Origin of the sequence: Streptomyces polyasparticus, from assembly GCF_014493765.1 — a bacterium.
Taxonomy (GTDB): Bacteria; Actinomycetota; Actinomycetes; order Streptomycetales; family Streptomycetaceae; genus Streptomyces; species Streptomyces polyasparticus.
The window spans coordinates 19,762-34,071 of the sequence record NZ_JACTVJ010000024.1; the positions used below are offsets into that span (position 1 = coordinate 19,762).

The 14,310-nt window shown below is 70.5% G+C and carries 11 protein-coding genes; 6 read left to right on the forward strand and 5 right to left on the reverse strand.

The genetic code is table 11. The annotated features are described in order from the left end of the window. Positions 1–3 precede the first annotated feature (3 nt). Positions 4–441, reverse strand: coding sequence for an Rv3235 family protein (locus tag H9Y04_RS37000; protein ID WP_187818584.1), 438 nt, complete (start codon positions 439–441; stop codon positions 4–6). A gap of 299 nt (positions 442–740) precedes the next feature. Between H9Y04_RS37000 and H9Y04_RS37005 the strand changes: the two genes are divergently transcribed. Beyond that, entirely contained in the window at positions 741–1,247 is a 507-nt protein-coding gene (locus tag H9Y04_RS37005; protein ID WP_187818585.1) for a DUF6912 family protein, read from the forward strand. A gap of 70 nt (positions 1,248–1,317) precedes the next feature. Here H9Y04_RS37005 and H9Y04_RS37010 read toward each other — a convergent pair whose 3' ends face one another. Continuing rightward, positions 1,318–2,043: a CE1759 family FMN reductase gene (locus tag H9Y04_RS37010; protein ID WP_187818586.1), complete on the reverse strand. Its 726-nt coding sequence runs from the start codon at positions 2,041–2,043 to the stop codon at positions 1,318–1,320. Next, positions 2,040–3,131 carry an LLM class flavin-dependent oxidoreductase gene (locus H9Y04_RS37015; protein ID WP_187818587.1) on the reverse strand — a complete coding sequence of 364 codons (1,092 nt, stop codon included), beginning with the start codon at positions 3,129–3,131 and terminating at the stop codon, positions 2,040–2,042. The genes H9Y04_RS37010 and H9Y04_RS37015 overlap by 4 nt, the downstream gene beginning before the upstream one ends. 137 nt (positions 3,132–3,268) lie before the next feature. Between H9Y04_RS37015 and H9Y04_RS37020 the strand changes: the two genes are divergently transcribed. After that, on the forward strand, positions 3,269–3,928 hold the full coding sequence (locus H9Y04_RS37020) for an HAD family hydrolase (protein ID WP_187818588.1): 660 nt from the start codon (positions 3,269–3,271) through the stop codon (positions 3,926–3,928). Between the two features lie 209 nt (positions 3,929–4,137). On the opposite strand, the gene H9Y04_RS37025 is transcribed toward H9Y04_RS37020, so the two are convergent. After that, positions 4,138–4,704, reverse strand: coding sequence for a DJ-1/PfpI family protein (locus H9Y04_RS37025; protein ID WP_187818589.1), 567 nt, complete (start codon positions 4,702–4,704; stop codon positions 4,138–4,140). Between the two features lie 502 nt (positions 4,705–5,206). Between H9Y04_RS37025 and H9Y04_RS37030 the strand changes: the two genes are divergently transcribed. From H9Y04_RS37030 to H9Y04_RS37045, 4 genes are all read left to right on the forward strand, one after another. Continuing rightward, positions 5,207–10,156, forward strand: a complete 4,950-nt coding sequence (locus H9Y04_RS37030) for an NAD-glutamate dehydrogenase (protein WP_187818590.1) — start codon at positions 5,207–5,209, stop codon at positions 10,154–10,156. A gap of 194 nt (positions 10,157–10,350) precedes the next feature. Beyond that, a complete protein-coding gene (locus H9Y04_RS37035) occupies positions 10,351–11,145 on the forward strand; it encodes a polyprenol monophosphomannose synthase (RefSeq protein ID WP_187818591.1) in 795 nt (264 codons plus the stop codon). Positions 11,146–11,184: 39 nt separating this feature from the next. After that, on the forward strand, positions 11,185–11,664 hold the full coding sequence (locus tag H9Y04_RS37040; protein WP_187818592.1) for a GtrA family protein: 480 nt from the start codon (positions 11,185–11,187) through the stop codon (positions 11,662–11,664). Next, positions 11,645–13,225, forward strand: coding sequence for a putative glycosyltransferase family protein (locus tag H9Y04_RS37045; protein ID WP_236071933.1), 1,581 nt, complete (start codon positions 11,645–11,647; stop codon positions 13,223–13,225). The genes H9Y04_RS37040 and H9Y04_RS37045 overlap by 20 nt, the downstream gene beginning before the upstream one ends. 4 nt (positions 13,226–13,229) lie before the next feature. Here H9Y04_RS37045 and H9Y04_RS37050 read toward each other — a convergent pair whose 3' ends face one another. Further along, positions 13,230–14,309, reverse strand: coding sequence for an acyltransferase family protein (locus H9Y04_RS37050; protein WP_187818593.1), 1,080 nt, complete (start codon positions 14,307–14,309; stop codon positions 13,230–13,232). Between the last annotated feature and the right edge of the window lies 1 nt (position 14,310).

The following is a 14,310-nucleotide window of genomic DNA, read 5'->3' on the forward strand; positions in this document are numbered from 1 at the left end:
GCCTCAGGCCGGTGAGCCGACCTCGATGGCGGCGCACTTCCAGCGCAGGTCGGTGCCCTGTTCCAGGCGGAAGGCCATGGCCCTGAGCTGGTCGCCGGCGGCGATCCGGGCGAACGCCTCGATCACGCCGTCCTCGGGCCGGTGTTCGCCGCAGTCGCGGATGACAGGGCGGGTGCCCCGGGTGCGCAGCGGACTGCGGGGGGCGAGCATCGCGAGCTGCTCGTAGGCGTCGCCGACGGTGTGACTGAGCATCCAGTGCACGGGACGCTGGCCGCTCAGTACGGCAAGGAGCCGCTCGGCGAACCAGTAGCGGATGACCGCCGGGCGCTGCTGCACGGGAACGCGGCGGGGTTCCCCCGGGCGGCGCGGGTCGCGCCGGGAGGCCGGGCCGCGGGGTGCGGGCTTGCGGCGATACGTCGGGTGGGCCGTGTTTCCGGTCATGGCAAGTCCCCGTTCTGCCTGGCCGGGCGTTGTTACCCGGCGGTAGCTCCTGGGGATCTTGTACGGGCGGTCGGGGTGTGGCCGCAATCGCCGGCCCGCAGGGGCGGGGGCCTCGGGGGAGTTCACCTATCAGGGTGGCCGGGCGCCGAGGCGGTGGGGCTGGGCATGGCCGGAAGGGGCGCCGGGTTGACGGTTCGCGTTGCTCTGGCGGCCGCTCGAAAGGGGACTCCCGCACGTATCCTGAAGGCCTTCCCACGCGACTGGGGAATCTTCATCCCGATGACGAAAGCGGCGGCTCCATGCGTGTCTACGTCCCCCTGACCCTTGCCGGTCTCGCGCAGGCCTACAAGGCGGCCGAGCTCGGACCGGGACCGCTGACGGCGTACGCGGTGACCCCCGCGCTGCGGGAGTGGTACGTGTCCGACGACATCGAGGAGCTGGAGTACGCGGCGCTCAACAGGGCAGCCGCGGCCTCTCTGCGGCTCCTGGCCGGGGACCCCGCGGCCGTGCCGCGCCGGGTGGTCGTGGCGGTCGACGTGCCGGATGCCGATGCGTCGGTCGACCCCGACCGCGGACTCGACCCCGGAGCGCTCGGCGAGGTCCGCCTCGCGAAGGCCGTACCGCTGGCGAAGGCGGCGGCGGTGCATGTCGACGCCGATGACGCGGTGGCGGATGTCGCGGCGGCGGCGGGTGCGCTGGGAGCGGCCGACCAGGGCGATGACGACGCCCAGTTCACGGTGGACGGCGCCGAGGACCACGAGCTGCTGTGGTTCGCGACGCAGGAGATCCCGAACCTGATCGGCTGAGCTTTGTTCGTACGCGTACGGGCTGCAGGGCCGCAGGGCGCCGGCCTCTCGCCCGTACGCGTACAGATGGCTAATCCGCCGGGCGGAGAGCCGCGAGCCGCTGGGCGAAGGGGACGACCTCGAAGCCTGCGGCCGGGTCGACCGAGGTGATCGCGCCGTGCAGGGAGCGGGGCGCGATGGCCGCGGCGGTGTCGACGTCCGGGGCGGCCGCGGCTGCCGTTGCGGTCGCGGACGGGCCGGCTTCGTTCGTGGACCGGCCGGCAGTGTCCTCGGAGGATTCGTCCGTGGACGGGGCCATGAAGCGCGCCAGCTCCCGGCCCGCCCGCGTGATGCGCTGCGCGAGCCCTTCCGCTCCCCAGTCCTCGGATGCCGCGTAGACGGCGGTCGGCAGGACGAGGGCGCGCAGGTACGTGAAGAGCGGGCGCAGCGCGTGCTCGGTGACCAGCGAGTGGCGGGCGGTGCCGCCGGTCGCGCCGACGAGTACCGGCTTGCCGGTCAGCGCGTCCTTGTCGATGACGTCGAAGAACGACTTGAACAGACCGCTGTACGAGGCCGCGAACACGGGCGTGACCGCGATGAGTCCGTCGGCCGCCGCCACCGCGTCGAGTGCGGCGGCGAGCCGCGCGGGCGGGAAGCCGGTGACGAAGTGCTGGGCGATCTCCGTGGCGAGATCGCGCAGTTCGATCACCTCGGCCTCGGCGTCCACCTGCCCCAGCGTGGCCGCCGTGAGGCGGTCGGCGAGCAGCCGTGTGGACGAGGGCGAGCTCAGTCCCGCCGAGACGACGACGAGCTTCATGCGGTCCCGACCTCCGTGTTCCGGGCAGCCACACGGGCCGCGTGGGTGGGGGCGTCCGGCACGTTCGCCGGCTTGAGGTTCGCGAACTCCTTGCGCAGCACCGGGACGACCTCCTCGCCGAGCAGGTCGAGCTGTTCGAGGACGGTCTTGAGCGGCAGGCCCGCGTGGTCCATCAGGAACAACTGGCGCTGGTAGTCGCCCACGTACTCCCGGAAGGACAGGGTGCGCTCGATGACCTCCTGCGGGGAGCCGACGGTCAGCGGGGTCTGGGAGGTGAACTCCTCGAGCGAAGGGCCGTGTCCGTACACCGGCGCGTTGTCGAAGTACGGGCGGAACTCGCGCACCGCGTCCTGCGAGTTCTTCCGCATGAACACCTGACCGCCGAGGCCGACGATCGCCTGCTCCGGGGTGCCGTGCCCGTAGTGGGCGTAGCGCTGCCGGTAGAGGCTCACCATCTGCTTGGTGTGGGACGCCGGCCAGAAGATGTTGTTGTGGAAGAAGCCGTCGCCGTAGTACGCGGCCTGCTCGGCGATCTCGGGGGAGCGGATGGAGCCGTGCCAGACGAAGGGCGCGACGCCGTCGAGCGGGCGGGGCGTGGAGGTGAAGGACTGCAGCGGCGTACGGAACTTGCCCTTCCAGGTCACGACGTCCTCGTCCCAGAGGCGGCGAAGGAGGGCGTAGTTCTCGACGGCGAGGTCGATGCCGTCGCGGATGTCCTTGCCGAACCACGGATAGACCGGGCCGGTGTTGCCGCGGCCCATCATCACGTCGACCCGGCCGTCCGCGAGGTGCTGGAGCATCGCGAAGTCCTCGGCGATCTTCACCGGGTCGTTGGTGGTGATCAGCGTGGTGGAGGTGGACAGGATCAGGCGCTCGGTGCGGGCGGCGATGTAGCCGAGCATCGTCGTGGGCGAGGACGGGACGAACGGCGGATTGTGGTGCTCGCCGGTCGCGAAGACGTCGAGGCCGACCTCCTCCGCCTTGAGCGCGATGGCCAGCATCGCCTTGATCCGCTCGTGCTCCGAGGGGGCGCGGCCGGTCGTCGGGTCGACCGTGACGTCGCCGACGGTGAAGATCCCGAACTGCATGGCTGCTCACCTTCACTTGTTGTTGATTGTTCAACTATATCAGCCGAACGGTGGGCGGCGGCCGGTTATTCCGCGGGCCCTGTCCGTGTGACGGGCAGGGTGGTCCTGTTGTCGGTGGGAGTGGGTACGGTCGTTGCATGGGGAAGCAAGCGCACATCGTGTGGGACTGGAACGGGACGCTGTTCCACGACATCGACGCCGTCATCCAGGCCACCAACGCCTCGTTCGCGGAGATCGGGCTCGCGCCGATCACGCTGGAGCGGTACCGGGAGCTGTACTGCGTGCCCGTGCCCAAGTTCTACGAGCGGCTCATGGGGCGGCTGCCCACCGCCGAGGAGTGGGTCGTCATGGACGAGGCGTTCCACCGGCACTACTGGGCGTTTGCCGAGTCCGCGGGTCTTGCGGACGGGGCCGACCGGCTGCTCGGTGAGTGGCAGGACGCCGGTCTGACGCAGTCGATGTGCTCACTCGCGCCGCATGACCGGCTGCTGCCGATCGTGCGGACGCATGGGATCGAGGAGCGGTTCGTACGGGTCGACGGGCGCGTCGGGGACTCCACGGACGGCAAGGCGCTGCAGATGGCTCGGCACCTGGCCGCCCTGTCCGAGGTCGATCCCGCACGGGCCGTCGTGATCGGTGACGCTGTCGACGACGCGCTGGCCGCGGCGCATGTGGGCGCGCTCGCCGTGCTGTACACCGGGGGGTCGCACAGTCGGGCCAGCTTGGCCGTCGCCGGGGTGCCCGTCGTCGACACCCTCGCCGACGCCGTGGCGGAGGCGGAGCGGCTGGTGGCGTGAGGGGTCCGGTCCGGGTGCGGGGTGGTGGCGCCTGCGGCGGGCTTTTCTCCCCGCCCCGCCCCTTCCCGAAACCGCGGGCTTCGCCCCCGGACCCCCGGGTGGGTGGGCATGCGGGGGCTTCGCCCCCTGCGCCCCCGCATCCGAACTTCGTTCGGATCTGCTCAAACGCCGCAGGGGCTGAAAGATCTGCTCAAGCGCCGCAGGGGCTGTTATGTCACCGGCGCCTTGGCCCGCAGCACCGTCAGGAACTCCCGCATCCACCGGGAGTGGTCCGGCCAGGCGCGGGCCGAGACCAAGGTGCCGTCGACGACGGCCTCCGCGTCCTGGAACGTGGCGCCCGCGGACTGCATGTCCAGCTCCAGGGCCGGGTACGCCGTGACGCGGCGGCCGCTGAGGCTTCCGATGGCCGCCGTGAGCAGGGGGCCGTGGCAGATCTGGGCGACCGGCTTGTCGGCGTCGAAGAAGGTTTTGAGGATCTTGCGCAGTTCCGGGTCGTTGCGGAGGTACTCGGGCGCGCGGCCGCCGGGGATCACCAGGGCCACGTACTGCCCGGGGTCGACCTCCGAGAAGGCCAGGTCGGCCGGCCAGGTGTAGCCCGGCTTCTCCGTGTACGTGTCGAAGCCCGGCTCGAAGTCATGGACCACGAACTGGAGCTTCTTGCGGGCCGGTGCCGCGATGTGCACGTCGTAGCCCTCTTCGCGCAGCCGCTGGTAGGGGTAGAGGACCTCCAGGGATTCCGCCGCGTCACCCGTCACGATCAGGATCTTTGCTGACATCGTCGCTCCCGCTCCCCTCAGGCGTGAACCTCAGGACATGGACCCCGGGCACCCGGTCCGACGGCCCGGGCCGTCTCGGTCAACGTGCCTCCGCGGCGGGGGTTTGCCAAGAGGGGCCGTCACAGAAACCGTCCGATACGCCCCTTCCGTGCCCCGCGTCGCTGTCCGGAACGTCAAAGTTCACCCCCAGCTTTTGTGCCCATACGGCACATGCCGGTCCCCCGGGGGAGGGCGATAGCCTGTAGGGCGTGATCAGTGCGATAAGCCGCGGGGGCATCGGAGCCCCCTGCCTTCGCCCGGCCGACCGCCGGGCGTCGGATGCGGCGTGGATCACCTCGCGGGGCGGGCCTACGACATTGGCCGATTACGCCCCTTGCTCTTCGGATTGCGGCATAGCGTCGACTGCGACCCTCACCCCGGGCGTGACGTTGTGTCCTAATTGTCGTGAGTTCGATCCATTCCTTCTACGTCACGCAACGGCGCGTTGACAGGAGCAGAGGACATGCAGACCAAGCTGGACGAAGCCAAGGCCGAGCTGCTCGCAAGGGCCGCCCGAGTCGCTGAGCACAGCCCGGTCGGGGGGCAGCTCCCGACCGGTGCCGCGCGTGAGGGCGACAAGCCGGACGGCGACACCGTCCTCACGTATCTCCAGCGCTATTACCTGCACACGGCGCCCGAGGATCTGACCGACCGCGACCCGGTCGATGTCTTCGGCGCCGCTCTTTCGCACTACCGCCTGGCCGAGAACCGGCCGCAGGGCACCGCCAACGTCCGGGTGCACACCCCGACCGTCGAGGAGAACGGCTGGACCTCCAGCCACTCGGTCGTCGAGGTCGTCACGGACGACATGCCGTTCCTCGTGGACTCGGTGACCAACGAGCTGTCCCGCCAGGGCCGCGGCATCCATGTCGTGATCCACCCCCAGGTGGTCGTACGCCGTGATGTCACCGGAAAGCTGATCGAGGTCATCGCCGACAACACCGCGGCGCAGGCGGCCGCGGAGGCCGGGCACGAGACGCTCGTCGAGTCCTGGATCCACGTCGAGATCGACCGGGAGACCGACCGCGCCGACCTCAAGCAGATCACCGCCGACCTGCTGCGTGTCCTGTCCGACGTCCGCGAGGCCGTCGAGGACTGGGAGAAGATGCGCGACGCCGCGCTGCGCATCGCCGAGGACCTGCCCTCGGAGCCCACCGCCGACGATCTGCGCGAGCAGGACATCGAGGAGGCCCGCGAGCTGCTCCGCTGGCTGGCCGCCGACCACTTCACGTTCCTCGGCTACCGCGAGTACGACCTCACCGACGACGACTCGCTCGCCGCCGTGCCCGGCACCGGCCTCGGCATCCTGCGCTCCGACCCGCAGCACTCCGGCGGCGACGAGGCCCACCCGGTCAGCCCCTCCTTCAACCGGCTGCCCGCCGACGCCCGCGCCAAGGCCCGTGAGCACAAGATCCTGGTGCTGACCAAGGCCAACAGCCGCGCCACCGTGCACCGCCCCAGCTACCTCGACTACGTGGGCGTCAAGAAGTTCGACGCCGAGGGCAACGTGGTCGGCGAGCGCCGCTTCCTGGGCCTGTTCTCCTCCGCCGCGTACACCGAGTCCGTGCGCCGTGTGCCGGTGATCCGCCGCAAGGTCGACGAGGTGCTCAAGGCCGCCGGCTTCTCGCCCAACAGCCACGACGGCCGCGACCTGCTGCAGATCCTCGAGACGTACCCGCGCGACGAGCTCTTCCAGACGCCGATCGACGAGCTGCGCACCATCGCCACCAGCGTCCTGTACCTGCAGGAGCGCCGCCGGCTGCGGCTCTACCTGCGCAAGGACGAGTACGGGCGCTACTACTCGGCGCTCGTCTACCTGCCGCGCGACCGCTACACGACCGGCGTACGGCTGCGGATCATCGACATCCTCAAGGAGGAACTCGGCGGTGCCAGCGTCGACTTCACCGCCTGGAACACCGAGTCGATCCTCTCCCGGCTGCACTTCGTGGTCCGTGTCGCGCCCGGCACCGAGCTGCCCGCGCTGACCGACGCCGACACCGAGCGCATCGAGGGCCGCCTGGTCGACGCCGCCCGCTCCTGGGCCGACGGCTTCGCCGAGGCGCTGAACGCCGAGTGCGGCGAGGAGCGCGCGGCCGAGCTCCTGCGCAAGTACGCGGGCGCCTTCCCCGAGGGCTACAAGGCCGACCACTCGCCGCGCTCCGCGGTCGCCGACCTGGTCCACCTCGAAGCCCTGGGCCAGAGCGACCAGGACTTCGCGCTCTCGCTGTACGAGCCCGTGGGCGCGGGCCCCGGCGAGCGCCGCTTCAAGATCTACCGCTCCGGCGAGCAGGTCTCGCTCTCCGCGGTGCTCCCGGTCCTGCAGCGCCTGGGCTGCGAGGTCGTCGACGAGCGTCCGTACGAGCTGCGCTGCAACGACCGCACCAACGCCTGGATCTACGACTTCGGTCTGCGGATGCCGAAGGCGAACGGCAACGGCGGCTATCTCGCCGACGACGCCCGCGAGCGCTTCCAGCAGGCCTTCGCCGCCGTATGGACCGGTGAGGCCGAGAACGACGGCTTCAACTCGCTCGTGCTGCTCGCCGGTCTCAACTGGCGGCAGGCGATGGTGCTTCGCGCGTACGCGAAGTACCTGCGCCAGGCGGGTGCCACGTTCAGCCAGGACTACATGGAGGACACCCTCCGCAACAACGTCCACACCACGCGCCTGCTGGTCAGCCTCTTCGAGGCGCGGATGTCCCCGGACCGCCAGCGGGCCGGCACCGAGCTGACCGACGGGCTGCTCGAAGAGCTCGACGGTGCCCTCGACCAGGTGGCCAGCCTCGACGAGGACCGGATCCTGCGGTCCTTCCTCGTGGTCATCAAGGCGACGCTGCGCACGAACTTCTTCCAGGAGGCCGCGGGCGGCAAGCCGCACTCCTACGTCTCGATGAAGTTCGACCCGCAGGCCATCCCGGACCTGCCGGCGCCGCGTCCCGCGTTCGAGATCTGGGTGTACTCGCCCCGCGTCGAGGGCGTGCACCTGCGCTTCGGCAAGGTCGCGCGCGGCGGCCTGCGCTGGTCCGACCGGCGCGAGGACTTCCGTACGGAGATCCTCGGCCTGGTCAAGGCGCAGATGGTGAAGAACACCGTCATCGTGCCGGTGGGCGCCAAGGGCGGCTTCGTCGCCAAGCAGCTGCCCGACCCCGCGAAGGACCGTGACGCGTGGCTGGCCGAGGGTGTCGCCAGCTACAAGACCTTCATCTCGGCGCTGCTCGACATCACCGACAACCTCGTGGCCGGCGAGGTCGTGCCCCCGGCCGACGTCGTACGGCACGACGAGGACGACACGTACCTGGTGGTCGCGGCCGACAAGGGCACGGCGACGTTCTCCGACATCGCCAACCAGGTCGCCGAGTCGTACAACTTCTGGCTCGGCGACGCCTTCGCCTCCGGCGGCTCCGCGGGCTACGACCACAAGGGCATGGGCATCACCGCCCGCGGCGCCTGGGAGTCCGTGAAGCGGCACTTCCGCGAGCTCGGCGTCGACACCCAGACCGAGGACTTCACGGTCGTCGGCGTCGGTGACATGAGCGGTGACGTGTTCGGCAACGGCATGCTGCTCTCCGAGCACATCCGCCTGGTCGCCGCCTTCGACCACCGGCACATCTTCATCGACCCGAACCCGGACGCGGCCGTCTCCTACGCCGAGCGCCGCCGCCTGTTCGAGCTGCCCCGCAGCTCCTGGGCCGACTACAACACCGAGCTGCTCTCCGCGGGCGGCGGGATCTTCCCGCGTACGGCCAAGGCGATCCAGCTCAACACGCACATCCGCGAGGCGCTCGGCATCGAGTCCGGCATCGCCAAGATGACCCCGGCCGAGCTGATGCAGACGATCCTCAAGTCGCCGGTCGACCTGCTGTGGAACGGCGGCATCGGCACGTACGTGAAGTCCTCGGCGGAGTCGCACGGCGATGTCGGCGACAAGGCCAACGACTCGATCCGCGTGGACGGCGCCGACCTCAGGGTCAAGGTCGTCGGCGAGGGCGGCAACCTGGGTCTGACCCAGCTCGGCCGCATCGAGTTCGCGCAGGCCGGCGGCCGCGTCAACACCGACGCGATCGACAACAGCGCGGGCGTGGACACCTCCGACCACGAGGTGAACATCAAGATCCTGCTGAACGCGGTCGTGGCCGACGGCGACATGACGGTCAAGCAGCGCAACAAGCTCCTTGCCGAGATGACCGACGAGGTCGGCCGACTGGTCCTGCGCAACAACTACGCGCAGAACACCGCCCTGGCCAACGCCCTCGCCCAGTCCTCCAGCATGGTCCACGCCCAGCAGCGCTTCATGCGGACGCTGGTGCGCGAGGGCCGGCTCGACCGGGCCCTGGAGTTCCTGCCGACCGACCGCCAGATCCGAGAGCGGCTCGGCCACGACCTGGGTCTGACGCAGCCGGAGACGGCGGTGCTCCTCGCGTACACGAAGATCACCGTCGCCGAGGAGCTGATCTCCACCGATCTGCCCGACGACCCCTATCTGCAGAGCCTGCTGCACGCGTACTTCCCGACGGCGCTGCGAGCCAAGTTCACCGAGCAGATCGACGCGCACGCGCTGCGCCGCGAGATCGTCACGACGGTCCTGGTGAACGACACGGTCAACGCGGGCGGCACCAGCTTCCTGCACCGCATGCGCGAGGAGACCGGCGCCTCGCTCGAAGAGGTCGTACGGGCGCACACCGCGGCCCGCGAGATCTTCGGGCTCTCCGAGGTGTGGGACGCGGTCGAGGCCCTGGACAACGTGGTGGCCGCCGACGTCCAGACCCGGATCCGGCTGCACTCGCGCCGGCTCGTCGAGCGCGGCACCCGCTGGCTGCTCAACAACCGGCCGCAGCCGCTCGAACTGGCCGAGACCATCGGGTTCTTCAGCGAGGGCGTCCACCAGGTGTGGGCCGAGCTGCCGAAGCTCCTGCGCGGTGCGGACCTCGAGTGGTACCAGCAGATCTTCGAGGAGCTCACCGCGGCCGCCGTGCCCGAGGAGCTCGCGCAGCGCGTGGCCGGGTTCTCCTCGGCGTTCCCGACGCTCGACATCGTGCTGATCGCCGACCGCGTGGGCAAGGACCCGATGGCCGTCGCCGAGGTCTACTACGACCTCGGTGACCGGCTCACCATCACGCAGCTGATGGACCGGATCAGCGCCCTGCCCCGTACGGACCGCTGGTCGTCCATGGCCCGCGCGGCGATCCGCGAGGACCTGTACGCGGCGCACGCGGCGCTCACGTCGGACGTCCTGTCGGTGGGCAACGGCAGCTCGACGCCCGAGCAGCGCTTCAAGTCGTGGCAGGAGAAGAACGCCGCGATCCTGGGCCGCGCGAAGACGACCCTGGACGAGATCCAGGGCTCGGACTCGTTCGATCTGGCGAACCTGTCGGTGGCGATGCGCACGATGAGGACGCTGTTGCGCACGCACTCGTGACGGGGTAGCGCACCCGCGTCACCGGACACAGCACCCGGCGGAGCGCCCCGGAGCCCATGGCTTCGGGGCGCTCCGCCGTTGTACGGCGGGGCGAGACGCCGCTGGCGAGCGCTCTCACGTCGCCTTTATGCGGTTAAATCGGGCATTTGGGTTAAGGTGGGTCCGATTGTGTACGCGCGCCAAGGGACCTCCAGATGCTGACGAAGACCACCGAGTCACCGATGCCGCTGCCCGCAGCCTGGGCGGACACGGCGCTGACCGTCGTGATGCCCACGTACAACGAAGCGGGCAGTCTGCCGCGGATGGTCGAGACGCTGATGGCTCTCGGCGAGGAGCTGCCGGGCCTGAGCCTGCTCGTCGTGGACGACTCCAGCCCGGACGGCACCGGCGACCTCGCGGAGTCCCTGGCCGAGCGCTACAACACCTCGCGCGTACGGATGCGCGTCCTGCACCGCACCGAGAAGGACGGCCTCGGTCGCGCCTACGCGGCGGGTATGAGCCGCGCCGTGGAGAACGGCGCCCGCTATGTGCTGCAGATGGACGCCGACGGCAGCCACCCCGCCGAGAAGATCGGCGAGATGCTCGGCGTCGCGCTGTCCACCGGCGCCGGCGTCGTGGTCGGCAGCCGCTATGTGCCGGGCGGCTCGCTGTCCGACGCCTGGGGCGCACACCGCAAGCTGCTCTCGCGCTGGGCCAACGCCTACGCGAGCACCATCCTCGGCACCCGCGTCCGCGACATCACCGGCGGCTTCAACCTCTGGCGCGCGGACACGCTGCGGGCGATCGACCTCGCGTCGGTCGGCAGCGCGGGCTACAGCTTCCAGGTCGAGATGAAGTACGCGGCGCTGCGCCGCGGCTTCGGCGTCATGGAGGTGCCGATCCACTTCGAGGACCGCACGGTCGGCGAGTCGAAGATGAACTTCGCGGTGCAGCTGGAGTCCATGGCGATGCCGTGGAAGCTGCGCGCCGCCGCCCGGGGCCGGCGCTGAACAGCCCCCGCGCAGAGACGAGTTGGTGAGCATTCCACGATGACGACGCTGCAGGACACCCCCACCGTGGCGCTGCCGGAGGCGGCGCCACGGCTGCGTACGCGCCGCATGGTCCGGTACGCCAAGGAGCTGACGAAGTTCGCGATCGTCGGCGGCAGCGGCGTCGGCGTGAACTTCGTCGTCTTCAATCTGCTGCTCCACGGCCTGGACTGGAGCGCGATGACCGCCACGGTCCTCGCCAGCTGCATCGCCATGGGCACCAACTACCTGGGCTTCCGCTTCTTCGCCTACCGGGACCGCGCCAAGCGGACCCGGCAGCAGATCCTGCTCTTCTTCGTGTTCAGCGGGATCGGCGTCGCCGTCGAGAGCGGCCTGTTCTACGTGGCGTACCACGGCATGGCGATGGACGGGCCGCTCGGCTCCAACATCGCCAAGGCCGGCTCGATCGTGCTCGCGTCCGCGTTCCGCTTCCTGGTGTACCGGACCTGGGTCTTCCAGCATGACGCGCAGCGGGCATGAAGTGACGGGCACCGCGGCCGAACGGCCCGCCGCGCCCGCCCCGCACCGTCCCGCAGCGTCCCCACCGCTCGCGCCCGCCGCCGACTCGGCCGCGGCGCGGGCGGTGTCGCGTGCGGCGGTGCTGCTCATCGGGGCGCTGCTGCTGCTCGTCGTGGTCCGCCTTCCCTGGGTGGGCGACCTCGGGATCCACGCGGCGACCGTCGAGCGGCTGCGCACGGATCTGCTGTCGCCCGGGAACCCGATGGTGGACGCCACCGGCGACAGTCCGTACTACTCGCCGTGGATGCTGCTGCTCGGCATCCTCGCGAAGGCCACCGGACTCGGCACGTTCACCGTGCTGCGGATCGCCGCTCTCGTCTCGCTCGCCCTGCTGCTCACCGGCATTCCGCATTTCGTACGGACCTTCACGCGGCGCCGCTCCGCACCCGCCCTCGCCGTGCTCTGCGTGCTGCTCCTGTGGGGCCCGGTCGTCTTCGAGTGGAGCGGCTTTCCCGGCCTGAACTCGCTGGCGCTCACCCTGGCCTACCCGAGCACCTTCGCGCTCGGCCTGTCCTTCCACTTCTGGGCGCTGCTCACCAAGGCCGTGCGCTCGTCGGCGAGTTGGCCCGCAAGCATCGGACTCGGCCTGATGTGGGCCGTGATCATGCTGAGCCACCAGTTCACCGGCGTGGTCGCCACCTTCGGTGCGCTCGGGGTGCTGCTCGGGGCGCGGCCGTGGCCGGGACGCGCGGTCTGGCTGCGGCTCGGGGCGGGCATGACGGCCGGGTTGGTGCTGCTCGTCGGGTGGCCGTACTACTCGTTCTTCGGGCTGTTCGGCGTGGGCGGCCTCGAGGAGATCCACCGGCCGCTGTACACCGGCCTGCTGCCGCACTTCGGGTTCGCCCTGATCGGTGTAGCTGCCCTCGTCCTGCGTCTGCGGCGGGACCGCCGCGATCCGCTGGTGGTCTTCTTCGCCCTTGGGGCGCTGATGGTGACGGCCGGCTGGCTGACCGGCCACTACTCCTGGGGCAGGGCGCTGCCCGCCGTGCTCCTCCCGGCCCAGCTGGCCGCCGCGCTCGCCATGGTCACGGGCGGCACCCGGCTCGTGCGCAACGCGTTCGCCGCGGTGGTCGCGGCGGCGCTGGTCGCGGGCGCGTGGACGCAGGCGGGTGTGCTCGGCTACGTGGTGCGCCAGGACGCGCTGCCGCCGGCCGTACGGGAGAAGACCAGGCAGCCGTGGGCCGGATACGCGTGGATCACGCGCTATGTGCCGTACGGGGACACGGTGATGGTCAAGGGGCGGGCGGCTCGCCAGATCCCGGCGTACGGGCCCTACACGGTCGCGCCGGGTTACCCGGACTTCTTCCTGCCGGACCAGGAGCAGCGACTGGCCACGGTGGCCGAGTACTTCGCGCCGGGCAGCTCCCGCGCGCAGCGCCTCGACGCACTGCAGCGCTACGGGGCGCGATGGGTGCTCCAGTGGCGCAGCGACGGGGGACTGCAGGCCTCGGATCCCGCGCTGGAGAAGGTGGCCGTCGGGCCGAACGGGCAGGTGCTCTACCGGGTCGTGGACGCCGCGTAGAACCTCAGCCGAACGCCCGCCGCAGCAGCGCCCCGCCCGGCCTCTCCACGTAACGGTGGATCAGCCAGGCCACCGCGACCATCGCGGCGACGGTGGTGAGCAGCAGTGTCCAGGGCGGGACGTGCTCGCGCCACAGGTGGATGAGGCGCACACCGATCGCCTGGTGGATCAGATACAGCGGATACGAGATCGCCCCGCCGGTCGTCAGCCAGCGCCAGTCGACCCGGTCGAGGTATCCCAGCGCCACTGCCGCCATCAGTACATAGAACGCCGTCACCACGGCCACGCACACGGTCCATGACATCCGGTGCGAGGCCGTGCTGTAGACCTTGGCCACCTCGATCATGCTGTGCTGCGCGAGCAGCCAGTTCACGCCGAGCAGCGCCCAGGGCGCGCCCTGGCGCGGGCCGTCCCTGCGGATCAGGTAGAAGGCGATGCCCGAGATGAACAGGGGCGCGTACAGCGGGTTGGCCAGCAGCGAGAGCACCGGCAGGCCGGACGCCGGGGCGAGCACCGCGGCCAGCGTCCACAGCCAGCAGAAGGCGACGACCCGCCGGCGGGTCACACCGAGCCAGGCCACCACCGCGAAGAGCAGATAGAAGCGCAGCTCGGACCAGAGGGTCCAGTACGAGCGGTCGACGTCGTCCACGCCGAGCGAACTCTGCACCATCGTCAGGTTGGTGAGGACCTGGCTGACCGTCGGCCGGTCGCCGTCGGCGGGCAGTCCCGGCAGCAGCAGGACGGCTCCGGTGGCGAGCACACAGAACCAGTACGCGGGAAAGAGCCGGACCACGCGGCTGCGGACGAAGGAGAGCAGCGGCCTGCCCCAGGCGGACATGCAGATGACGAACCCGCTGATGAGGAAGAAGAGTTCGACGCCGAGCCAGGCATACGGGGCGATGACGCCGAGCACGGGGAAGGTCCCCTCGGCTGCGGGCCAGCCGCCCAGGCGGGTGTAGTGGAAGAGCACGACGAGCAGCGCGGCGAGCAGCCGCAGGCCGTCGAGTATGCGGAGCCGGCCGCTGCCTCTGCGGGGTGTGTCGAGGGCGTGCGGGGACCGGGACGGGGCGGTGAGTACGGACATG

Excerpts from the sequence above, each read along its gene's own strand:
- H9Y04_RS37000 (WP_187818584.1), bottom strand. The coding sequence starts at position 441 with ATGACCGGAAACACGGCCCACCCGACGTATCGCCGCAAGCCCGCACCC.
- H9Y04_RS37005 (WP_187818585.1), top strand. The coding sequence starts at position 741 with ATGCGTGTCTACGTCCCCCTGACCCTTGCCGGTCTCGCGCAGGCCTAC.
- H9Y04_RS37010 (WP_187818586.1), bottom strand. The coding sequence starts at position 2,043 with ATGAAGCTCGTCGTCGTCTCGGCGGGACTGAGCTCGCCCTCGTCCACA.
- H9Y04_RS37015 (WP_187818587.1), bottom strand. The coding sequence starts at position 3,131 with ATGCAGTTCGGGATCTTCACCGTCGGCGACGTCACGGTCGACCCGACG.
- H9Y04_RS37020 (WP_187818588.1), top strand. The coding sequence starts at position 3,269 with ATGGGGAAGCAAGCGCACATCGTGTGGGACTGGAACGGGACGCTGTTC.
- H9Y04_RS37025 (WP_187818589.1), bottom strand. The coding sequence starts at position 4,704 with ATGTCAGCAAAGATCCTGATCGTGACGGGTGACGCGGCGGAATCCCTG.
- H9Y04_RS37030 (WP_187818590.1), top strand. The coding sequence starts at position 5,207 with ATGCAGACCAAGCTGGACGAAGCCAAGGCCGAGCTGCTCGCAAGGGCC.
- H9Y04_RS37035 (WP_187818591.1), top strand. The coding sequence starts at position 10,351 with ATGCTGACGAAGACCACCGAGTCACCGATGCCGCTGCCCGCAGCCTGG.
- H9Y04_RS37040 (WP_187818592.1), top strand. The coding sequence starts at position 11,185 with ATGACGACGCTGCAGGACACCCCCACCGTGGCGCTGCCGGAGGCGGCG.
- H9Y04_RS37045 (WP_236071933.1), top strand. The coding sequence starts at position 11,645 with ATGACGCGCAGCGGGCATGAAGTGACGGGCACCGCGGCCGAACGGCCC.
- H9Y04_RS37050 (WP_187818593.1), bottom strand. The coding sequence starts at position 14,309 with ATGTCCGTACTCACCGCCCCGTCCCGGTCCCCGCACGCCCTCGACACA.